Genomic DNA, 22,200 nt, shown 5'->3' with positions numbered 1-22,200 from the left:
CGGGCCAGGAGACCTCATCATGGACACACGCACGGCAAGCACTCCGGCCCCCGCCGTCTCTCCCGCCTCACTTGTGGTCGTCCTCGGTCATACCACCGGCATCACCAGCGAGACCCTGGGTGGCAAGGCGGCCCGGCTCAGCGAGATGACCGAGGCGGGACTGCCCGTCCCGCCCGCGTTCTGCGTCACGACCGGGATGTTCGACCTGTTCCTGCGCGAGACGGGCCTGGGCGCGGAGATCCGGGCCGCCGAGGCGCGCGACGCGGACCCCGGGGCCATCCGTGAGCTGATCACGGCCCGGGAGATACCCGAGCCCCTCACCCGTGCGATCCTCGCCGCCTACGAGGCCCTTGGCCGGCCGAGGGTCGCGGTCCGTTCGTCGGCCTGCCGGGAGGACTCCGCCGCCCAGTCCTTCGCGGGCCAGCACGACACCGTCCTGGACGTGTCGGGCGACCAGGACCTGCTCGACGCGGTGAAGGTCTGCTGGGCCTCCCTGTGGTCGGACCGCGCGGTCGCCTACCGCGAGGGGACGGGTCCCGCGGGTTCCATCGCCGTGGTCGTGCAGGAGATGGTCCAGGCGGACGTCAGCGGGGTGCTGTTCACCGTCGACCCCGTCGGCGCACGGCCCAACCGCCTCGTGGTGGAGGCCTGTTGCGGGCTCGGCGAGGGCCTGGTCTCCGGACGGGTGTCCAGTGACTTCTTCGTCGTCGACGACCGCACGCTGGAGGTGATCGAGGAGCATGTGCGGTACAAGGTGACCAAGTGCGCGCCCCTCGCCCCCGGCCGGATCGGCATGACGAAGGTGGACGCCGCCGACCGCAGCGCGCCCTGTCTGACCCGGGAGCAGCTGGGTGTGCTCGCCCGGCTCGCGGTCGAGGTCCGTTCGCACTACGGCACGGAGCAGGACATCGAGTGGGCCATGCGCGACGGAGAACTCCACCTCCTCCAGGCCAGGCCGGTCACCACGCGTCCGCCGGACCGGTCGACGGCCGACGGGGAGCGCAGCCCGTATCTCGCGCGGCAGAGCGACCCCGTGCGGCACGGCACGCTCTGGTCGCGGATGGACATCGGCGAGATCTTCGTCGGGCTGATGTCGCCGCTCGGTCTGAGCTTCGCGCAGTACTACCAGCGGAACGTGCACGGAGACTGCGCCGCCGCGCTCGGGGTGCGGGACACCGGTGACGTGGGTCTGCAGATGGGCTTCCTCCAGGGCCATGTGTATCTGAACATCTCCTACACGGCCTATCTGCTCGGCCAGTGTCTGCCCACCCGCGACCAGCGCCACTTCACCAAGCGCTTCGTCAGCGAGGAGGTCGACCTCGCCGCGTACAAGAATCCCTTCGGCACCTTTCCCGGGGGTGTGGAGGATCTGCTCTCCACGGTGCACTGGGTGCAGGCCACGGCCACCGAGATGCTGAGCATGAAGCAGCGTGCCGAGGAGATGGCCGGCTCGCGGCTCTACGAGTTCGACCGCGCCCGGCAACTCGACCTGACGCGGATGAGCCGCCGGGAACTCGACGCCGAACTGACCCGCTACCTCGGCTACTTCCACGACGCGCACGTCGGCTACATGCCGTACTACATCAACGCGTTCGGGTTCTACGGCGTCCTCACGGAGCTGTGCGCCAAGTGGCTCGGTGCCGACGGCGACAACCTGCAGAACCGCGTCAAGACCGACATGTCGAGCCTGCGGACCGTCGCGTCGGCGCAGGAGATCTGGGGTGTGGCCCAGGCCGCCAGGGCGAGGCCCCGCGTACTGAAGATCATCCATGAGGCTCCCCTCGACGAGATTGAGGAACGGCTGCGCGGCGACGACGAGGGCCGGGCGTTCTGGGACGCGCAGGTGGAGCCCTTCCTGCGTGCCAACGGCACCCGCGGACGCCAGGAGATGGAGCTCACCCATCCGCGCTGGATCGACGACCCCTCGTACATCTTCCAGATGATCCGCCGTTACGCCGCCGACGGGATCTCCGTGGACGACCTGATGGGACGCAGCCGTGCCCACGCGGAGGGCGACGGCCGGGATGTGCTGGAGAAACTGCCACTGCACAGGCGGAAGGTCCTGGAGACCGTCATCTCGATGTACAGCCTGTGCAGCGAGCTCCGCGAGACCACCCGCATGTCGATGATCACCTCGATCTGGCTGGTCAGGAACGTCGTGTACGAGGTGGGCCGGCGGCTCGTCGCGGAAGGGGTCCTGCACTCCCTGGACGAGGTCGCCTTCCTGGAGTTCGAGGACGTACGGGCCTATCTGGCCGGTGCCGCCACGGAACGTGCGGCGTTTCCCCGGGCCGAGCTGGACGAACGGCGGCGTCTGCACGAGTACCACAACCGGCTGCCCGAGCCGCCGCTCACGTTCGTCGGCGAGCACGACATCACCCAGGCGGTGCGACCGGTGGCCGACGGGACCCGGCTCGAAGGGCTGGGCTCCAGCCCCGGGCGGATCATGGGCCGCGCGCGGATCGTGGAGGACCTGGTCTGGCAGGCGGACGAGTTCCAGCCCGGCGAGGTCCTGGTCACCCGCTACACCGACGCGTCCTGGACGCCGCTCTTCGCCATCGCCGGCGCGGTGGTCACCGACATCGGTTCGATGCTCTCCCACAGCTCGATCGTGTCGCGGGAGTTCAACGTGCCGTCCGTGGTCAACACCAAGTACGCCACGCAGCGCATCAACACGGGCGACCTGATCGTCGTCGACGGCGACACGGGTGTCGTGGAGGTCGTCGAAGGCTGAGCAGCCCTCCGACCCCGCCCGTCAGCGAACCGTGCCGCGCCCCCATGGAGCGGTTCACCCCAGGAAGGCAGCGAGATGATCCCCAATCAGTGGTATCCGATCCTCCAGACCGGTGACATCGAACGCGACAAGCCCACCGGTGTACGACGCATGGGCGAGGAGCTCGTGCTCTGGCGCGACCTCGGCGGCACCCTCGTCTGCCAGAGCGCGCGATGCCCGCACAAGGGCGCCAACATCGCCGAGGGGCGGCTCAAGGGCAACACGGTCGAGTGCCCGTACCACGGCTTCCGTTACAACGCCGAGGGCACCTGCAAGGTCGTCCCCGCCCTCGGCGCCGACGCCCGCATCCCCCAGTCGCTCCAGCTGAAGACCTACCCGGTGCGCGAGCAGCACGGGCTGGTGTGGCTGTGGTGGGGCGAGGCGCGGGAACAGCTCCCGCGGATCGAGCTGCCCCACGAACTGGCGGGCAACCCGCGCCCGCACGAGACGATCTCCTGGACCAGGCCGGTCCACTACACCCGGTACATCGAGAGCCTGCTTGAGTTCTACCACGTGACCTTCGTGCACCGGGATCACTGGACGAACAACATCGACTACACCTTCATGTACGGCACCGCCCGCAAACTGTGGACGGACGGCCGTGAGCGGTACCTCGCCGCGAACAAGATCGTCAATCACGAGGTCGAGGTCGACGGCACCACGATCCGTTCCACCTTCGACCAGTGCGAGGAGGCGAATCCCGCCAACAGTTCGCACTTCGACCTCATCTACCAGGCGCCGGGCCTGACGCACGTCAAGACCGGCCTGCTGGAGATCACGACGTGGCTCACGCCCATCGACGACGAGAACACGCTGGCGATCATGCGCCTCTACGAATACCCGCAGTTGCGGACCATGGTGCCCATCAAGCCACTCAGGCCCTGGGTGTTGCGCGCTTCGCTCCTGATGGAGAAGCTCGTCCAGGACCCCCAGGACGTGGGCATCATGCTCCGGCAGGAGCCCAAGGTCAGCGAGCGCGGCGTGAACAAGTTCATCGCCGTGGACGAGATGAACGCCAAATTCCTGCAGATGCGCGACCGGCTCAAAGCGGAGGCGCAGGCGGGGGCAGGGGCGGGGGCGGAACCCGAGGCGAAGGCAGCACCCACGGAAACCCCGGAGATCCCTGTGGCACCGACCGCCGAGACACCTCCCCCGGCCAACGGCAAAGTCAATGGCAACGGTGCCAAGAGCCCGCACAACCCCCGGCGGAAGCGAACAGGATCGGCGGACCATGAGGACGGCCTGACGAAGGTCCGTTCCTGATGTACGGCGGGTACGACGCCTCGACCGGCCCCAAGATCCTGGTGACCACGTGCAACACCCTGGCCGTGGTGGCCGCCGGGTGGTTTCTCTTCGGTGGCACGGACACGGTGGCGGACTGGTTCGGGACCGACCTGGACCACGCCGAACCGCTGCGCCGGGGGCTGCTGTTCGCCCTCTCGGCGATCTACCTGCTCCGCTTCGTCGCCACGACCTTCGTCATGCTGAAGAGAAGCATGGAGTGGTCCGAGGCCGCGACCGTGGGCGTCTGGGTCGTCATCATCCACGGCACGATGGCGTACCTGGGCGGCACCAACTCCGCCTCCGTGGGCGTGGTCACCTGGCTGGGGGTGCTGCTCTACCTGGTGGGTTCGTACCTCAACACGGGCTCGGAGTACCAGCGCAAACTGTGGAAGCGAGCGCCGGAACACAAGGGCAAGCTCTACACCGAGGGCCTCTTCAAGTACTCCATGCACATCAACTACTTCGGTGACGTCGTGCTCTTCACCGGATTCGCCCTGGTGACGGGCAGCCCCTGGGCCCTGATCATCCCGGCGGTCATGGCGTGCATGTTCTCGTTCATGAACATCCCCATGCTCGACAAGTACCTGGCCGAGCGGTACGGGGCAGCGTTCGACGAGTACGCGAAGAACACGGCCAAGCTGGTCCCCTTCGTCTACTGACCTGCGACACGCCGAAAGACACACCGAACGGCACAGGAGGAGAAACGCATGGCAGAGGCGGGCGACGAACGGTCCGGGACCGCGCAGGAGCGGGTGAGCCCGGCCGAGTTGTTCACGGAAGTGATCGCCCAGGGTCTGCTGACTCTCGCGCGGGGCCGCGACCTCCTCGACCGGTGTCTCACCGAAGAGCAGAGCGTCGACGACTTCGGCTTCGACCCCGAGCTCACCGACGAGATGATCCTCGCCCCCTTCCGGCCCCTGTACGAGAAGTACTTCCGGGTGACGGTGGAGGGACTGGAGAACGTGCCGGGCGAGGGCGGTGCCCTGGTGGTGGCCAACCATTCCGGCACGCTTCCGCTGGACGCGTTGATGCTGCAGGTCGCCCTGCGCGACCGTCATCCCGCCCATCGCGCGCTGCGTCTGCTCGCCGCGGACCTGGTGTTCGATCTGCCCGTGCTGCGCACGCTGGCCCGCCGGGCCGGGCACACCCAGGCCCGTATGGACAACGCGCTGCGACTGCTGGAGCGCGGCGAACTGGTCGGTGTGATGCCGGAGGGCTACAAAGGCCTCGGCAAGCCCTTCGCCGAGCGGTACCGGCTGAGGCGCTTCGGCCGGGGCGGCTTCGCGGCCGCGGCTCTGCGCACGGGGAGACCGATCGTGCCGTGCGCCGTCGTGGGCGCCGAGGAGATCTACCCGATGGTCGCCGACGCCCGGCCCCTGGCCAGGCTCCTCGGGCTGCCGTACTTTCCGATCACCCCCACGTTCCCGCTGCTCGGACCGCTCGGTGCGATTCCCCTGCCGACGAAGTGGACGATCCGTTTCGGTACGCCCCTGCCGACCGACCACTACGCGCAGGACTCGCTGGACGACCCGATGTTCGTCCACAAGATCTCCGACGAGGTCCGGGACACCGTCCAGGACATGCTCACCGAGATGGTCCGCGAGCGCCGCTCGCTGTTCGGCTGAGCCGTGCTCGGACGGGCCGTGCTCGGACAGGCCGCGTTCAGGCAGGCCGTGAGCGGAAGGTGCGGCGGTAGGTGTCCGGTGGTACGCCGAGCGTGTGGTTGAAGTGGCGGCGCAGCGTCGTGGCGGTGCCCATGCCGGTGGCCTCCGCGATGGCTCCGACACCGCTGTCGGTGGTCTCCAGCAACTCCTGGGCACGGCGGATCCGTTGGGACAGCAGCCATTGCAGCGGGGTGGTGCCGGTCGCCGCCCTGAAGTGACGGCCGAGGTGGCGCGAACTCATCCCTGCCCGGCGCGCCAGGTCGTCCACGGTCAGCGGTTGGTCGAGGCGTTCGATCACCCAGGGCAGCAGAGCGGCGAGCGGGTGGTCGTCCCGGGCGGGTACGGGCGTGGCGACGAACTGGGCCTGGCCGCCGGCCCGGTGTGGCGGCACGACCAGACGGCGGGCCACCGCGTTGGCGACCGCCGAACCGTGGTCGAGGCGGACGAGATGGAGGCACAGGTCCATCGCGGCGGCCTTGCCCGCGGAGGTGAGCACGCTGCCGTTGTCCACGTAGAGCACGTCCGGGTCGACCTGCACGCGGGGGTGGCGGGCCGCGAGCACGTCGGTGTGCGCCCAGTGCGTGGTGGCACGCCTGCCGTCCAGCAGTCCGGCGGCGGCCAGCACGAAGGCGCCCGTGCACAGGGAAGCCACCCGTGCGCCCGCCTCGTGGGCCGCGCGCACCGCGTCGACCAGTTCGCCGGGCGGGTCCTCGTCGACGTCGGCCCAGGCCGGGACGAGGACCGTGTCGGCGTGCGGCAACCGGTCGAGCCCGTGGTCGGGCTCCAGCCGGAACCGGCCGACCCGTACGGCGGCGGACCCGCAGACCTCGACGTCGTACCAGGGGACATCCACTCCCGCCGGGGCGCTGCCGAACACCTCGCAGGCCACCGCCAGTTCGAAGTGCAGCATTCCCTCGGTGGCGACCACCGCGACAGAGCTCATGTCCGTAATTGTACGCAGCATGTCGTTCCGGACACTCACGGTCAGGTGCCGCCACTCGACAGGATGATCGCAGCGGATGCCGAACAGGTCCGCGGGGGATCTGTGCAGCGGATCCCTGTCGACTTTTGAGCACGGGGAGTAGTCATGAGACCGAGTCCGGGTCACACGGTGACGGTGTTCGGCGCGTACGGGCACACCGGGCGGTTCGTGGTGGCGGAGCTGCTGAAGCGCGGGTTCGTCCCGGTGCTCTCCGGCCGCGACGCGGGCAAGCTGAGGGCGCTGGCGGCATCCTGTCCCGGACTCGACGTCCGGCCCGCGTCGGTCGACGATCCGGCCGCGCTCGACCGCGCCCTGGCCGGTGCGGCAGCGGTCGTCAACTGCGCCGGCCCCTTCACCACCACGGCCGCCCCCGTGATCGAGGCGGCCCTGCGCGCCGGGATCCCGTACGTCGATGTGGCGGCCGAGATCGAGGCGAACGCCGACACGCTCGCGCACTTCGCGGACCGTGCCCGCGCCGCCGGAACAGTGGTCGTGCCCGCGATGGCCTTCTACGGCGGACTCGGCGATCTGCTGGTCACCGCGGCCATGGGTGACTGGACCGCGGCCGACGAGGCGCACATCGCCTACGGCCTGAGCGGCTGGCACCCCACCGCCGGGACGCGCATCGCGGGCGCGGCCGTCCAGGCCCGGCGTGAGGGACAGCGCGTCCGCTTCCGGAAGGGGCGGCTGGAGTACCACCGGGACGACCTGCCCACCCTCGACTGGCGGTTTCCCGCCCCGATGGGCACGCGGAGCGTCATCGGGGAGTTCACGATGGCCGATGTCGTCACCGTCCCCAGCCACCTGTCCATCCCCGAGGTGCGCACCTACATGACCACCGAGGCGGCCGGTGACCTGGCGGCCCCGGACACTCCGGCGCCCACCGCCGTCGACGGGAGCGGGCGGTCCGCGCAGACCTTCCTCGTCGATGTCGTCGTACGGTCCGGCGCTGCCGAGCGCCGTGCCACGGCCTCGGGGCAGGACATCTACGCCGTCACCGCGCCCCTCGCCGTGGAGGCCGTCCACCGCGTCCTCGACGGACGGACCGGCAGGACGGGCGTCACCTTCGCCGGGGAGGTCTTCGACGCGCCCGACTTCCTCGACGCACTCGCCCCGCACATCACGTACTCGACGACGAAGTAGCCTCCGGCGGCGGGGCGTGGGGCGGCAACTACCCACCGGCTTACCGCGATTGCCGCTATGCATAGGGTGTGGGCTGCGACAGCCGCCCGCACCGGTGCGGCGGTCACGCACGAGAACGCAGTCGAGGGGAAAACCGCCGTCCGATGAACCAGATCCTGTTTGCCGGGGCCATAGGCCTGTTCCTGACACTCGGCGGCACACCACTGCTGATCAAGCTGCTGGCCCGCAAGGGCTACGGCCAGTACATCCGTGACGACGGACCCCGCGGCCACCACGGCAAGCGCGGCACACCCACCATGGGCGGCATCGCGTTCATCCTGGCCACCCTCGCCGCGTACGCCCTGACCAAGGTCATCACCGGTGAGCCGCCGACCTTTCCCGGTGTTCTGGTGCTGTTCCTGATGGCAGGCATGGGCGTCGTCGGTTTCCTCGACGACTACATCAAGATCGTGAAGCGGCGTTCGCTGGGGCTGCGGGCCGGTGCCAAGATGGCGGGCCAGCTGATCGTCGGCATCCTGTTCGCCGTCCTGGCGATCCGGTTCGCCGACGACCGCGGACTGACTCCCGCCTCGCTGAAGCTCTCGTTCGTGACCGACTTCGGGTGGACCATCGGGCCGGTGCTGTTCGTCGTATGGGCCCTGTTCATGATCCTGGCCATGTCCAACGGGGTGAACCTGACCGACGGTCTGGACGGACTCGCCACCGGCGCCTCGGCGATGGTCCTCGCCGGTTACACCTTCATCGGCCTGTGGCAGTTCCAGAACTCGTGCGCCAACGCGATGAACCTGACCGACCCCGGCTCCTGCATCGAGGTACGCGATCCGCTCGACCTGGCCGTCGTCGCCTCGGCGTTGATGGGTGCCTGCATCGGGTTCCTCTGGTGGAACACCTCACCCGCCAAGATCTTCATGGGTGACACCGGTTCGCTCGCCCTCGGCGGTGCGCTGGCGGGTCTGGCCATCTGCTCCCGCACCCAGCTGCTGCTCGCCCTGCTGGGCGGCCTCTTCGTCCTGATCACCCTGTCCGTGGTCATCCAGGTCGGCTCGTTCAAGATGACCGGCAAGCGGGTCTTCAAGATGGCCCCACTGCAGCACCACTTCGAACTCAAGGGCTGGTCCGAGGTCCTGGTCGTGGTCCGCTTCTGGACCATCCAGGGGATCTGCGTCATCGTCGGGATCGGTGTGTTCTACGCGGGCTGGGTGGCGGGCTGAGGGCCGGCGTCACTCCGGCGTCACATGAGTCGCGCCGCCTGCCCACTTCACATCGCCTACTTCACATCGCCGGTGAAGACGGCCGTCTCCGATTCGTAGTCGGGTGCGACTTCCACCTGTAAGTACTTCTGCTTCTTGGGGAGTTCGCAGGCCCAGACGACGGAGAGGGAGCGCCCGGCGAGTATGCGGGTCTCGGGGAGCCCGTCGAGGCCTTCGTCGAAGATGGCGTCTCCTTCCTTGCCCTCGTCACCGTAGGCGCAGTTGACGCTGAGTTCGTCGGCGTTGACGCTGGCGTCGGACTCGTTCACGATCTTGATGGTGAACTTGGCGTACGGCGTGTTCTGCGGGGACGCGTAGTCACTGGACATGCCCCGCGAGAACCTCGACAGGCTGACCTCCACGTCGGTCTCGTAGACGACCGCCTCGGTGAGGCTGTGGACGCCGTCGCCCGACTCCTCGGCGACCGGTTCGGTGTCGCCTTCGGACACGGCGGGGGCGTCGTCCGCCGGCGCGACTTCGGTGACCGTGACGGTCGGGCCCGGCTGGGCCGCGCCGTCACGGCTGCCGCTCACCGCGAGGCCCGTGGCGACGACAGCGACGACGACGGCAGCCGCGGAGCCGATGACGACCGCGTTCGAGTGGTTCTTCCTCACGGGTGGCGGAGGCAGCGGCGGAGGCGGGAGACCCGGCATGAGTGGCGGTGTCGACTCGTGGCTCATGTGTCCCCCTGTGTGGTGCTGCCGAGGCATGCATCATGACGTCGCGAGCGAGACTTGTGGACCCTCTGTGGCCAAATAGTTCTCATGATGCGCGAGCGCTGTCCGGTTCCGGCATCAGCCGTCCGTGGACGGCGGCTCAGGCCCCCGCCAGTCGGCGTGCCAGGTACGGCGCCGTCGCACTGTGGCGTGCTTTCGCCACCTTCGCCGGCGGGCCCTCGGCGACCACACCGCCGCCGGCGTCCCCGCCGCCGGGGCCCAGGTCGATGATCCAGTCGGCGGTGGCGATCGTGTCCAGGTCGTGTTCGACCAGGACGACCGTGTTGCCCGCGTCGACCAGCCGGTGCAACTGGCGCAGCAGCAGGGCGATATCGGCGGGGTGGAGTCCGGCCGTCGGCTCGTCGAGGAGGTAGAGCGCGTGGCCGCGACGGGCCCGTTGCAACTCCGTGGACGGTTTGATGCGCTGGGCCTCACCTCCACTGAGCTCCGTCGCGGGCTGCCCCGACCTCAGGTACCCCAGCCCCACTTCCCGCAGCGTCTCCAGGCTCCGTCGGGCGGCCGGGAGGTCGGCGAGGAACCCGGCGGCCTCGTCCACGGGCATGGCCAGCACGTCCGCGATGTTCTTGCCCCGGTAGGTGACTTCGAGCGTCCCGGGGTCGTAACGCGCGCCGTGGCAGGCCGGGCACGGGGCGTACGTTCCGGGCCGGAACAGCAGCTCGACCTCGACGAACCCCTCACCCTGGCAGGTCTCGCAGCGGCCCTCCGCGACGTTGAAGGAGAACCGCCCCGCCGAGTACCCGCGCTCGCGTGCTTCGCCGGTCGCCGCGTACAGCTTGCGGACCGTGTCGAACATGCCTGTGTACGTGGCCAGGTTGGAGCGGGGTGTCCGGTCGACGGGCCGCTGGTCGACCCGTAGCAGCCGGTCGAAGGAGTCGAGTCCCGACGCTCCCCGCAGGTCGACCTCCAGCTCCGCGCCCTCCCCGTCGCTTTCGGTTCCGTCCGGGCCCTGGCCCAGGTGGCGGCCTACGACCTCGGCGAGCACCTGGGTCACCAGTGTGGACTTCCCGGACCCGGACCCGGACACCCCGGTCACCGCTGTCAGCACCTGAAGCGGTACGTCGACCGAGACGTCCCGCAGGTTGTGCCGAAAGACCCCGCTCAGGCGCGGCCGGCCCCGCGGAGCCCGGAGATCTCCTGGACGTGTGGGGCGCCGACCTGCTGGAGCAGCCGCCGGGCATACGGCGCGACGGACTCGAAGTACCGCCGCTGAGCCTCGGCACAGAGCGTGGGCGAAGGCCAGCGAGGACTTGCCCGAGCCCGAGATCCCGGTGAAGGCGACCATCGCGTCGCGGGGAACATCCACGTCGACGTTCTTGAGATTGTGCTCGGCGGCACCTCTGACACGCACGAACGGGTCGGACGCGTCACGCTCCACCACCCCTCCTCACCCGGCGGGTCCGCCCCCACACATCCACCCTGCCGCTCCTGCCCCGCTTCGGCACCCGGGGAGGGAGGAACCGGGGCGCGGCCCCGTTCCTCCAGGGGCGCGCGGGGCTGCGCGCCCAGCCCCGACCGAGCCCGCGGACGAAACCCATACCCCTGCAGGGCCTCGCTTGCCCACCCCGGTACCTACTAGGTACCATCCGGGCATGCCGTCCTTGAACATCACCTACAGCGACGAGGAGATGCAGGAACTGCGAGCCGCCGCCGCAGCCGCAGGCACCTCCCTCAAGCAGTACGTCCACGACCTCTCACTCCGCGAACGCCAGCGCCAGCAGTTCGTGCGCTACGCCGTCTCCTGGGGCGAGCTGCGGCGCGCCGAGTTCGACGAGGCGTTCCCGGACGAGATCCCACCGGCCGGCCGTCACCAGGGAGCCGAAGCCGCCTGATGCTCCATGTCGACATCGCCTGGCTGCTCGACATCCAGGAGCAGGCGGTCCCGGAGGACGTGACGGTCGGGGACTACTCGGCTCTGGTGGCCGCGGTCGCCCGCCACAAGACCCGTATCCCCCGCCCCGGCATCGCCACGCCGGACGCGTCCTGGCGGGCGGCGGCGCTCCTGCACACGATCGTCCGGCTGGAGCCCCTGCCGTACCGGAACTCCCTGTACGCCTGTCAGGTCGCCGTCGCCTACATGCACACCTCCGCCGAGGGCATCGATCCGCCCTACGGGGCGCTTGTGGAGCTGGTGCGCGACATCCAGGCCCGCAAGGCCACGGTCTACCAGGCCGCCGACCGGATCCGTACCTGGCGCATCTGACGCCGGGGCGGAACGGTCGACGTAGGCCTGGCAGCAGGCGGGGGCCGCCCGGTGAGCAGCGGGGAGGCATCTCACCGGGCGGCCCTGGCGTCGGCCGCGTCAGACGTCAGACGCCGGCGCCAGACGTCAGACGCAGCCCACCGGAACCGCCCGCGACACGTCGTCGATCAACGCCTCGTGGGCCGCCTTCACCCGCCGCACATCGGGCTTGACGACCGCACGGTCGTACGTGATCAGCCCGTTGAGCTCGCCCTCGACGTCCGCGATCTGGGTGTACACCGCACCGTTGCCGCCCTCGCAGGCCAACGCGTGCACCTCGGCGAGCTTGGTGAGGTAGTCGTCGGTGTACGTGGCCGGGTCGACGTCGACATAGGACTGCTGCACCGACCAGGCATGTCCGGGCACGGCGAGTCCGAGGCCGCCGTACTCACCCATGACCAGTGCCCGCTTGCCGTCCGGACGCGGTGGCAGCGCGGGGCTCGGATAGCCGTGCTCGTCCATGATGTCGCCCGTACCGCCGTCGGCGCCGAGGTTGAGGCCCGACTGGTTGTTGACCAGACGCGTCGGGTCCCAGGCCTTGGCCTGTTCGGCGATGCGGCCCACGTCGTACTGGCCCCACCCTTCGTTGAAGGTGACCCACATGACGATCGACGGGCTGCTGATGTGCTCGTCGATCATCTGCTTCATCTCGCGCTCGTACGTGGCTCGGGCGGCGGCGGACGGGTTCACGCCCGCCGTCATGGCCGGCATGTCCTGCCACACCATCAGGCCGAGCTTGTCCGCCCAGTAGAACCACCGGTCGGGTTCGACCTTGATGTGCTTGCGGACCGAGTTGAAGCCCATCGCCTTGTGCATCCTGAGGTCGTACGCGAGCGCCTTGTCACTCGGGGCGGTGTGCAGTCCGTCCGGCCAGAAACCCTGGTCGAGGGTGGCCATCATGAAGACGGGCTCGCCGTTGAGGACGGTACGAGGGGTTCCCTCGACGTTCTCCACCGCGATGGACCGCATACCGAAGTAGCTGTCGACCCGGTCCTTGCCGACGCGGACCTTCAGGTCGTACAGGAACGGGTCGTCCGGCGACCACAGGCGTGCGTCGCGGATCCTCAGGGTGAGCGGGCTGCCCGTGCGGCCGGAGACCGTGGCCACCTTGCGCTTGCCCTCGTACGCGGTCGCGGTGACCGGCACCCCGTCGCGTACGCCCTTCGGCGCGACCGTCAGCGTGCCGGCGTCCACGTCCGGGGTGAGGGCGAGCGAGTCGACGTGGTCGGCGGCGACGGGCTCCATCCACACGGTCTGCCAGATGCCGGAGGACGGCGTGTACCAGATGCCGCTCGGGTCGAGGCGCTGCTTGCCGATCGGCGGGTTCTCGCCGTTCGCGGCGTCCGTCGGGTCGTAGACGCCGACGATCAGCTCCTGGGTGCGGCCCGGCTTGAGGGCGTCGGTGACATCGGCGCTGAACTTGTCGTAGCCGCCCTGGTGGTCGGCGACCTTCGTGCCGTTGACGTAGACCTCGGAACGCCAGTCGACCGCGCCGAAGTTGAGCCGCAGACGCTGCTTCGAGCCGATCTTCCAGTCCTTCGGGACGGTGAAGGTGCGCCGGTACCACATCCGGTCCTCGTGCCGCTCGATGCCCGACAGCTGGGACTCGACGGGATACGGGACGAGGATCTTCTCGGCGAGCTTCCTGCCCACCGGGGGCCGCTCCCCCGCCTGTGCCGCGGCGAACTGCCAGCTGCCGTTGAGGTTCTTCCAGGTGTCGCGGGTGAGCTGGGGCCTCGGGTACTCGCGGTGGGCGTTGGCCGGGGTGACGTCCTTGCCCCACTTGGTGCTCAACTGGTGGGTCGAGCTGTTGGTGCCACTGCTCCAGAAGGACTTGACAACGTTGCCGTCCTGGGCGGAGAGGCCCCCTGCCCCGTCGTAGCGCACATCGGCGCTGCCGCGCGCGGTGCCGGTCCTGTTGCCGACAACGGGTTCCTTGAGCGCGATCAGCAGGGACCTGGAGTCGCCCGGGTCGAGTGTGATGCGCCCGAGCGGCCAGGTGGCCCCGCCGATGACCGCGTCCAGGTGATCGACGAGACCGGCCGGGGGCGCCTTGAGTTCCTGGGCGAAGTCGAGCCGCAGCGTGCGGCCGTCCTTGAGGACGGTGGTGGCGATGGCCCCGTCGTAGTCGTAGCCCGCGGGCAGCAGGAACGCCGACTGCGGGATCGCGGTCTTGGTGCCGCCGGGCGGAGTCCAGCGCAGGTGGAGGTTGGAGCCTCCGTAGTGCTCGAAGTACTCGACCTTGATGTCATACGCTGTGCCGGCGGTCAGCTCCACCGGTTCCGCACTCTGTTCGCGGTCCCAGTCGTCGACCCAGTGGTCGATGGCGAGTCTCCCGTCCACCCAGAGGCGGAAGCCGTTGTCCCCGATGATCGAAAAGGTGGTGGGGCCGGTCTTCTCGGGCACGATCCGGCCGGTCCAGCGCACGCTGACGTCGTCCGACCTCCCGGTCGCGGAACGCAGCCGGGACTCCAGACTGTCGAAGTCGAGCCGCGCGTCCATCCCGGTGGCCTTGAGCTCGTGGAAATCGAAGGCGCCGGGGGCGGACTGGGTGTAGTACTCCCCCTTGAGCCCGTGGACCTCGACAGGAGGCTCCACAGCTGTCGCGACAGGTGCGGCGGCAAGTCCCGCGGCCCCGAGTAATGCCGCGACGAGCAGAGCGAGTCGGTCTCTGAGTGGTCTGATGCGCACGCATCCTCCTAAGGAGCTTCTGATGAGAGCCGGTGTCACATCCACGGCCGGACCTCGCGCGCACGGCCGGGGACATGACACAGGCTCCGGATCTCCGCGGCGAACCCCGCTCCTTCACCCGCGAAGACCCATCAGAAGCCCCCTAGGGTGAGGAAGGGTGGCGGCTCGGAGCTTCAGTCTGTACAACGTTGGAAGCAGAGGCAGTTGGCATGAGAGCACGGGCTCCCACCCGCTGTCCAGGTTCATGACACAGCTCCGGTCGCGGAGTTCCCGTCGATGCCGAGGAGATCCCTTGCGGGTCAGCCTGAAGGACGTGGCCGAACGGGCCGGCGTCTCGATCAAGACCGTTTCCAACGTCGTGAACAACTATCCGCACATCACCCCGACGATGCGCGCCAAGGTCCAGGAGGCGATCGACGAGCTCGGCTACCGGCCGAACCTCACCGCGCGGCATTTGCGCAAAGGCCGCACCGGCATCATCGCGCTGGCCGTTCCCGAGCTGGGCAACCCCTATTTCGCCGAGCTCGCGGGAGCGGTGATCGACGCCGCCGCCGAGCACGAGTTCACAGTCCTGCTCGACCACACACGGGGCGAGCGCCAGCAGGAACTGCTGGTCAGCCAGGGGTTCCGGGCCCGGGTGATCGACGGGCTGATCCTCAGTCCGCTGGAGATCGAGCCCGAGGACCTGCAGGGCCGGGCCGACGACGTGCCCCTGGTCCTGCTCGGCGAGCGCGAGTACGGTCTGCCCTTCGACCACATCGCGATCGACAACGTCGCCGCCGCACGGGCCGCGGTGCGCCACCTGCTCGACCGCGGCCGGACCCGGATCGCCTATCTCGGAGTCCGCACGGACTCCGCGAACCGTCCCGCCCATCTGCGGCTCGACGGCTGGCGTGCGGAGCTGGCGGCGGCGGGCCTGACCCCCGACGAGGACCTGATCGTGCCCGTCGGCGGCTGGGACCGGGACGACGGCGCCCGGGCCATGGCGGAGCTGCTGGACGCGGGCCATCGGCCCGACGCGGTCTTCGCCTTCAACGACCTCATCGCGATCGGCGCCATGCGGGTGCTGCACGAGCGCGGACTCAGGGTGCCGTGGGACATCGCCGTGGTCGGCTTCGACGACATCGCCGAGAGCCGTTTCGGAGCCGTTTCGCTGACCACCATCGCGCCGGACAAACAGGCGATCGCCCGCCTCGCGGTGGCCTCGCTGCTGCGCAGTCTTTCGGGCCGCCAGGACCCCGGCGGACGTGAACTCACGGCGGAGTTCCGGCTGGTGGAGCGGGAGAGCACCCTCGGGCGGCGCTGACGGCGGGTCGAACGAACCGGTCGAGATTTCGGACAGAGGGGTTTACACGGTCTCTCCAACGATGTAAAAACCTCCCCTGAACGCCGTGCACGCCTATCGACCGTCAAGTGCCGAACTCCCGGGAGCGCTCTCAGCTCCGGGGCCGCGCCGTTTGGGGATCTCCATGAAGTCGACCGCATCTTCTCGTCGCACCACCGCTCGCGCCCTCCTCGCCACCGGCATCCTCACGAGCCTGGCACTCACCGGATGCACCAAGTCCGAGGACTCCTCCGACGACAAGGCCACCGAGCAGCAGGCCGACGCGGGTCAGGAGGTCGCCTCGCCGAGCGCCGGTTCCGGGCCCTCCTGCACCATCGACACGTTCGGGGGCGAGAAGCTCGACCTCAAGAACGCCACGGTCGGTTTCTCGCAGTCCGAGAAGGAGGCCAACCCCTTCCGGATCGCCGAGACCGCCTCGATCAGGGCCGAGGCGAAGAAGCGCGGCGTCAAGCTCCTCACCGCCAACGCCCAGTCGCAGTTCTCCAAGCAGATCAGCGACGTCCAGGACCTCATCGCCAAGGGCGCGGACGTGCTGGTCGTCGCCCCGCTCAACTCGGACGGCTGGGAGCCGGTACTGAAGACGGCGGCGGCCAAGCACATCCCGATCGTCACGGTCGACCGCAAGATCAACGCCGAGGCCTGCAAGGACTATGTGAGCTTCATCGGCTCCGACTTCGTGGAGCAGGGCAAGCGGGCCGCCGACCAGATGATCGAGGCGACCGGCGGCAAGGGCGAGATCGCCATCCTGCTCGGCGCGGCGGGCAACAACGTCACCACGGAACGGACCAAGGGCTTCGTGGACCGGATCGAGGCGGAGGCCCCCGGCCTCAAGGTGGTGTTCCAGCAGACCGGCGAGTTCGCCCGCGAGAAGGGCCAGTCGGTCACCGAGAACCTCATCCAGTCCAAGCCCGGCATCAAGGGCATCTACGCCGAGAACGACGAGATGGGCCTCGGCGCCGTCAACGCCCTCAAGGGCGCGGGCAAGAAGGCCGGCGATGTGAAGATCGTGACCATCGACGGCACGCGCAACGCCGTCCAGGGCATCGTGGACGGCTGGATCAGCGGTGTCGTCGAGTCCAACCCGCGCTTCGGTCCGCTCGCCTTCCAGACCCTCGACAGCTTCACCAAGGGCGACGAGGTCTCGCAGGACATCGTCATCAAGGACACCGAGTACACCGAGGCCAACGCCGAGTCGGACATCGCCAAGGCCTACTGAGATGCTCTCCGTCACCGGCGTGTCCAAGCTCTTCCCCGGCGTGAAGGCGTTGTCCGACGTGGACTTCACCGCCCGCGCCGGGGAGGTGCACGCCCTCGTCGGCGAGAACGGCGCGGGCAAGTCGACCCTGATCAAAGTACTCACCGGTGTCTACCGGCCGGACTCCGGCGAGGTCGTCCACAACGGCTCGCCGGTCCACTTCACCACACCCCTGCAGGCCCAGCAGGCGGGCATCTCCACCATCTACCAGGAGGTCAACCTCGTCCCGCTGATGAGCGTGGCGCGCAACCTCCTCCTCGGCCGTGAACCGCGCGGCCGGCTCGGTCTCATCGACTTCCGGCGGATGCACCGGGAGGCGGACGAGGCACTGCGGGGCCTCGGCATCCGGGTCGACGTGAGCCGGCCGCTGCGTGAACTGGGCGTAGGCGCGCAGCAGATGGTGGCCCTCGCGCGAGCCGTCGCCATCGACGCACGTGTCGTGATCATGGACGAGCCCACCTCCTCGCTCGAACCGCGCGAGGTGCGCACCCTGTTCGACGTGATCGCCATGCTCCGCGAACGCGGCATCGCCGTGGTCTATGTGAGCCACCGCATGGACGAGCTGTACGAGATCTGCGACGCCGTCACCGTGCTGCGTGACGGCCGGGTGGTGCACACCGGGCGGCTCGCCGACCTCGACCGTCTGCGGCTGGTCTCGCTGATGCTGGGCCGGGAGATCGGCGAGGTCCGCACTGAGGGACTGACCAAGTTCACCGGCTCGCACCAGGCATCGGCCGAACCGGTGCTTCGAGCCGATGGGCTGACGGTCCGTCACCGGCTGAAGGGCGTGTCGCTCACCATCCGTCCGGGTGAGGTGGTGGGTCTGGGCGGGCTCCTCGGCTCGGGCCGCAGTGAGACCGCGAGGGCGATCGCGGGAGCGCTGCCGACCGACTCCGGCCGGGTGTCGGTCGGCGGCGCGCCCGTGCGCACCGGCTCCACACCGGCCGCGATCCGCGCCGGCATCAGCCTGCTGCCGGAAGACCGCAAGGCCGAGGGCATCTCGCCCGGACTCTCGGTACGGGAGAACATCGCGCTGGCCGCCCTTCCGGGGCTCTCACGGTTCGGCCTGGTGGACAACGCCCGCGTCGACAAGGTCGTCGACATGTTCGTCAAGCGGCTGCGCATCAAGTCCGCGGGGCCGCACCAGAAGGTCGGCGAGCTCTCCGGCGGCAACCAGCAGAAGGTGCTGCTGGCCCGCTGGCTCGCCATGCACCCGAAGGTACTGCTCCTGGACGAGCCCACCCGGGGCATCGACGTGGGCGCCAAGGCCGAGGTCCAGTCCCTCATCGACGAACTCGCCGAGGAGGGACTCGCCGTGCTGCTGATCTCCTCCGACACCGAGGAACTGATCGAGGGCAGCGACCGGATCATCGTCCTCAAGGACGGTGTGGTGGTCGACGAGCTGACCGGCGACGCCGTCACCGAGGACGCGCTGATGCGCGCCATCGCCGCTGAACCCGCAGGGCTCTCGGAGCCCGCAGAGCCTTCGAAATCGCCCGACGTCCCGAAGTCCGCGGAATCCGCTGGGAGCGCCCCATGACCGACCTGACGCTCACCCGCGGTCAGGTGGACCGCGAGCGGCTGCTGCGCCTGCTCCAGGAGTACGGCGTCTACGCGGGCGTCGTGGCTCTGCTCGTCTTCAACTCCGTCTTCACCTCGCACTTCGTCTCGGCGGAGAACTTCCGCACCCAGGCCGTCCAGGTCGCGCCGGTGCTCATCGTCGCGCTCGGCATGGCGCTGGCGATCGGCACCGAGGGTGTGGACCTGTCGGTGGGCTCCGTGATGGCCCTGTCCACCTCGCTGCTGTCCCTGTACCTCGGCTACGGCCTGTGGATCGCCATGCTCATGGCGGTGGCGGGCGGCATCGTGATCGGCCTGGCGAACGGTTCGCTGATCGCCTTCCTGGGCGTCCAGCCGATCGTCGCCACCCTGGCCCTCATGGTCGCCGGCCGCGGAACAGCCCTGGTGCTGCTCCCGCAGCTGGAGGACGTACGGGACCCGGGAATGGCGTCGCTCGGCTCCGGTGACGTGCTGGGCGTACCGTATCTCGTCCTCGTCGCGGCGGCCCTGGCGTTGCTGGTGGCCTTCGTGGTGCGGCGCACCACCTTCGGGCGCCAGTTGCTGGCCGTCGGCGACAGCAGGCCCGCGGCACGCCTCGCGGGGTTGCCCGTGCGCCGGGTCCTCATCGTGGTGTACGCGTGCTCCGGCGCGCTGGCCGCGGTGGCGGGCGTCCTCGCCACCGCCCGGCTGACGGCCAGCGATCCCACCTCGCTGGGCAACCTCATGGAACTGTCGGCGATCACGGCGGTGGTCGTCGGCGGCACTCCCCTGTCCGGGGGCCGTGTACGCATCGGCGGCACGGTCGCCGGGGCCGTCCTGATCCAGTTGCTGACCACCACGCTCATCAAGCACGACCTGCAACCGTCGTGGACGCAGATGGCCCAGGCCGTGGTGATCATCGCCGCCGTCTACGCGGCCCGTGAACGGGGGAAGCGATGACCACCGAGACCACGGAGGCCGAGATGCGACCGGCCGCCGCCCGCCAGGAGGCCGACCCGTCCGACGCCCCCACCCGTGCGGAGCGCTTCAGCGCCCTCGCCCAGCAGCACGGTGCCCTGGTCACCCTCCTGGTGGCCATGGTCGCGGCGTCGCTCAGCTTCGACACCTTCCTGACCGGTGACAACCTGGAGAACATGGCGCTGTCCTCGGCCTTCCTCGCCGTGGTAGCGCTCGGTATGACGTTCGTCATCGTCACCGGCGGGATCGACCTGTCGGTCGGCTCGCTCTTCGCCCTCGGCGGAGTACTGGCGGCCTGGGGCTCGCAGTACGGCACGGCGGTGGCACTCCTGCTCCCGCTCGCGGTGTGCGGGCTGATCGGAGTGGTCAACGGCCTGCTCATCGCCCGGTCGGGCCTGGCCCCGTTCATCGTCACCCTGGCCGCCATGCTGGGGGCGCGCGGCATCCTGCTGGCCATCACCGATGAGGGCTCACGCACCTATCTCGTCGACAAGGACTCGTTCTTCGCGACCCTCGGGCAGGGTTCGCTGCTCGGCATCGGCGTACCGATATGGATCACGGTGGCACTGTTCGCGCTGGGCGCCGTCGTCCTGCGGCTCACCAGATTCGGGCAGTACGTGTACGCGGTCGGCGGCAACGAGGACGCGGCGGCCCTGATGGGTGCCCCCGTGGCGCGTACGAAGATCACCGTGTACGCCCTGTCGGGGTTGTGCGCCGGTCTCGCGGGCGCGCTCAACGCGGCCTGGCTGGTGTCGGGCGTGACGATCCTCGGGTCGGGCATGGAGCTGGAGGCCATCTCGGCGGTCGTCATCGGCGGCACCCTGCTCTCCGGCGGCTTCGGCTTCGTGAGCGGTTCACTGGTCGGCGTGCTCCTGTTGAAGGTGATCCAGAACGTCATCAACCAGATCGGCTCACTGGACTCCGCGTACCAGCAGGTGGTCAGCGGTGCCTTCCTCGCCGTGGTGGTGGTGGCCCAGACATGGCTGGGGCGCAGGCGCCGGGTGCTGTGAACCGGCCCCGTTCGGGCGGCGTCGACGCCGCCCGAACGGGGCCGAGCCATGTCCCGGGCCGGGGTGTCCCTCCGCTGTTCCAGGGCATTCGGAACCCCGGAGGAGGTGTCGGCCTCCGCCTTCCTGGATTTCTCGTTGTCGCCCCCGGCAACCCTTATGAGAGGCTTTATCACGTGCGTACCGTGGGAGTGGAAGAAGAACTTCTCCTGGTCGATCCCGAGACCGGAGAACCACAGGCACTGTCCGCCGCGGTACTCGCTCGCGCCGCCAGGGACGATCCGTCGGAGGAGACGTTCGAGAAGGAGCTGCACACCCAGCAGCTCGAATTCGCCACTCACCCCCAGGCGGACATGACCGAGCTCGGCGCGGAGATCGTCCGGTGCCGGAAGGAGGCGGCGCGTGTCGCGGGGGACATCGGAGCCACTGTCGTCGCGCTCGCCACTTCCCCCCTGCCGGTCAGGCCGTCGGTCAGTATGAGTTCCCGTTACCAGTGGATGATCGAGGAATTCGGCCTGCCTGCTCAGGAGCAGCTCGTCTGCGGCTGCCACATCCATGTGTCGGTGGAATCCGACGACGAGGGCGCCGCGGTGCTCGACCGCATTCGCCCCTGGCTGTCCGTGCTGACCGCGCTCAGCGCGAACTCCCCGTTCTGGCAGGGAAAGGACAGCCTCTACAGCAGTTACCGGAGCCGGGTGTGGATGCGCTGGCCGATGGCCGGTCCCACGGAACTCTTCGGTACGGCGGACGCCTACCACCGGCGGGTCGACGACATGGTGGCCACGGGGGTGTTGAAGGACAGGGGCATGGTCTATTACGACGCCCGGATCGCCGAGCGGTACCCCACCGTCGAGATACGCGTGTCGGACGTCTGCCTGGAGGCGAGCACCGCGACCCTGCTGGCCACCCTCACCCGTGGACTCGTCGAGACGGCGGCGCGCGAGTGGCGTGCGGGAACCGCACCGGCGGCGCACCCCGTGGAGCTGTTGCGCCTGGCCGCCTGGCGGGCCGCACGGTCGGGTCTTGAGGGGGAACTGCTGCACCCGTCGACCATGCGCCCGGCACCGGCCGGGGACGTGGTGCGCGCACTGCTGGAACATGTCGGCCCCGCCCTGGACGACAGCGGTGACACCGACCGTGTGCACACGGCCGCGGCGGAGTTGCTGCGTGACGGCAACGGCGCCCGGGTCCAGCGCGAGATCCTGGAGCGGACCGGAAGCCTGGGCGACGTGGTCACGGAGTGCGTGCGGCGCACACAGACCTGAGCGCACCGACCGCACCGACCACCGACGGGTCGCGTGCGGTCAGTGCGG

Annotated in this window: 17 protein-coding genes and 1 pseudogene; 14 read left to right on the top strand and 4 right to left on the bottom strand. The window is 69.3% G+C overall.

Going from position 1 to position 22,200, the window contains the following annotated elements; translation table 11 throughout:
• Positions 1-19 precede the first annotated feature (19 nt).
• The 4 genes from ACIOKD_RS25485 to ACIOKD_RS25470 all read left to right on the top strand — a co-directional run bounded on the left by ACIOKD_RS25485 (position 20) and on the right by ACIOKD_RS25470 (position 5,682).
• Complete coding sequence (locus tag ACIOKD_RS25485; RefSeq protein ID WP_402088232.1) at positions 20-2,734, top strand: PEP/pyruvate-binding domain-containing protein; 2,715 nt, start codon at positions 20-22, stop codon at positions 2,732-2,734.
• A 75-nt stretch (positions 2,735-2,809) separates the two neighbouring features.
• The gene (locus ACIOKD_RS25480; protein ID WP_402088228.1) at positions 2,810-4,036 is read left to right on the top strand and encodes a Rieske 2Fe-2S domain-containing protein; all 1,227 of its coding nucleotides are present in this window, start codon (positions 2,810-2,812) and stop codon (positions 4,034-4,036) included.
• A complete protein-coding gene (locus ACIOKD_RS25475) occupies positions 4,036-4,716 on the top strand; it encodes a methyltransferase family protein (RefSeq protein WP_402088226.1) in 681 nt (226 codons plus the stop codon). Before ACIOKD_RS25480 ends, ACIOKD_RS25475 begins: the two co-directional genes overlap by 1 nt.
• A gap of 48 nt (positions 4,717-4,764) precedes the next feature.
• Positions 4,765-5,682, top strand: a complete 918-nt coding sequence (locus ACIOKD_RS25470; RefSeq protein WP_402088224.1) for a lysophospholipid acyltransferase family protein — start codon at positions 4,765-4,767, stop codon at positions 5,680-5,682.
• 37 nt (positions 5,683-5,719) lie between these two features.
• On the opposite strand, the gene ACIOKD_RS25465 is transcribed toward ACIOKD_RS25470, so the two are convergent.
• Positions 5,720-6,664, bottom strand: coding sequence for a helix-turn-helix domain-containing protein (locus ACIOKD_RS25465; protein ID WP_402088222.1), 945 nt, complete (start codon positions 6,662-6,664; stop codon positions 5,720-5,722).
• Positions 6,665-6,808: 144 nt separating this feature from the next.
• On the opposite strand from ACIOKD_RS25465, the gene ACIOKD_RS25460 reads away from it, so the two are divergent.
• Positions 6,809-7,846, top strand: coding sequence for a saccharopine dehydrogenase family protein (locus ACIOKD_RS25460; protein WP_402088219.1), 1,038 nt, complete (start codon positions 6,809-6,811; stop codon positions 7,844-7,846).
• Between the two features lie 143 nt (positions 7,847-7,989).
• Positions 7,990-9,057: a phospho-N-acetylmuramoyl-pentapeptide-transferase gene (gene mraY / locus ACIOKD_RS25455; RefSeq protein ID WP_402088217.1), complete on the top strand. Its 1,068-nt coding sequence runs from the start codon at positions 7,990-7,992 to the stop codon at positions 9,055-9,057.
• Positions 9,058-9,113: 56 nt separating this feature from the next.
• Here mraY and ACIOKD_RS25450 read toward each other — a convergent pair whose 3' ends face one another.
• Together ACIOKD_RS25450 and ACIOKD_RS25445 are read right to left on the bottom strand one after the other, a co-directional pair.
• Entirely contained in the window at positions 9,114-9,710 is a 597-nt protein-coding gene (locus ACIOKD_RS25450) for a hypothetical protein (protein WP_402088214.1), read from the bottom strand.
• A 202-nt stretch (positions 9,711-9,912) separates the two neighbouring features.
• Positions 9,913-10,947: pseudogene (locus ACIOKD_RS25445) on the bottom strand (ABC transporter); the annotation flags it as partial.
• A gap of 475 nt (positions 10,948-11,422) precedes the next feature.
• On the opposite strand from ACIOKD_RS25445, the gene ACIOKD_RS25440 reads away from it, so the two are divergent.
• Positions 11,423-11,662 carry a hypothetical protein gene (locus ACIOKD_RS25440; RefSeq protein ID WP_189767570.1) on the top strand — a complete coding sequence of 80 codons (240 nt, stop codon included), beginning with the start codon at positions 11,423-11,425 and terminating at the stop codon, positions 11,660-11,662.
• Positions 11,659-12,033, top strand: a complete 375-nt coding sequence (locus ACIOKD_RS25435) for a toxin Doc (RefSeq protein ID WP_402088742.1) — start codon at positions 11,659-11,661, stop codon at positions 12,031-12,033. Before ACIOKD_RS25440 ends, ACIOKD_RS25435 begins: the two co-directional genes overlap by 4 nt.
• Before the next feature lie 126 nt (positions 12,034-12,159).
• On the opposite strand, the gene ACIOKD_RS25430 is transcribed toward ACIOKD_RS25435, so the two are convergent.
• A complete protein-coding gene (locus ACIOKD_RS25430; RefSeq protein WP_402088211.1) occupies positions 12,160-14,763 on the bottom strand; it encodes a PA14 domain-containing protein in 2,604 nt (867 codons plus the stop codon).
• 292 nt (positions 14,764-15,055) lie between these two features.
• Between ACIOKD_RS25430 and ACIOKD_RS25425 the strand changes: the two genes are divergently transcribed.
• From ACIOKD_RS25425 to ACIOKD_RS25400, 6 genes are all read left to right on the top strand, one after another.
• Entirely contained in the window at positions 15,056-16,069 is a 1,014-nt protein-coding gene (locus tag ACIOKD_RS25425; RefSeq protein ID WP_402088209.1) for a LacI family DNA-binding transcriptional regulator, read from the top strand.
• Between the two features lie 163 nt (positions 16,070-16,232).
• Positions 16,233-17,324, top strand: coding sequence for an ABC transporter substrate-binding protein (locus ACIOKD_RS25420; RefSeq protein WP_402088206.1), 1,092 nt, complete (start codon positions 16,233-16,235; stop codon positions 17,322-17,324).
• 1 nt (position 17,325) lies between these two features.
• Entirely contained in the window at positions 17,326-18,903 is a 1,578-nt protein-coding gene (locus tag ACIOKD_RS25415; protein ID WP_402088204.1) for a sugar ABC transporter ATP-binding protein, read from the top strand.
• Positions 18,900-19,862, top strand: coding sequence for an ABC transporter permease (locus tag ACIOKD_RS25410; protein ID WP_402088202.1), 963 nt, complete (start codon positions 18,900-18,902; stop codon positions 19,860-19,862). Before ACIOKD_RS25415 ends, ACIOKD_RS25410 begins: the two co-directional genes overlap by 4 nt.
• A 23-nt stretch (positions 19,863-19,885) precedes the next feature.
• On the top strand, positions 19,886-20,890 hold the full coding sequence (locus ACIOKD_RS25405) for an ABC transporter permease (protein WP_402088739.1): 1,005 nt from the start codon (positions 19,886-19,888) through the stop codon (positions 20,888-20,890).
• A gap of 173 nt (positions 20,891-21,063) precedes the next feature.
• Positions 21,064-22,152 carry a glutamate--cysteine ligase gene (locus ACIOKD_RS25400; protein ID WP_402088200.1) on the top strand — a complete coding sequence of 363 codons (1,089 nt, stop codon included), beginning with the start codon at positions 21,064-21,066 and terminating at the stop codon, positions 22,150-22,152.
• Positions 22,153-22,200: the final 48 nt, after the last annotated feature.

The organism is Streptomyces sp. NPDC087844 (assembly GCF_044742785.1).
Lineage (GTDB): Bacteria > Actinomycetota > Actinomycetes > Streptomycetales > Streptomycetaceae > Streptomyces.
Note: the sequence above shows the minus strand (reverse complement) of the source record. Positions and strands in the feature narration are given on the sequence as shown.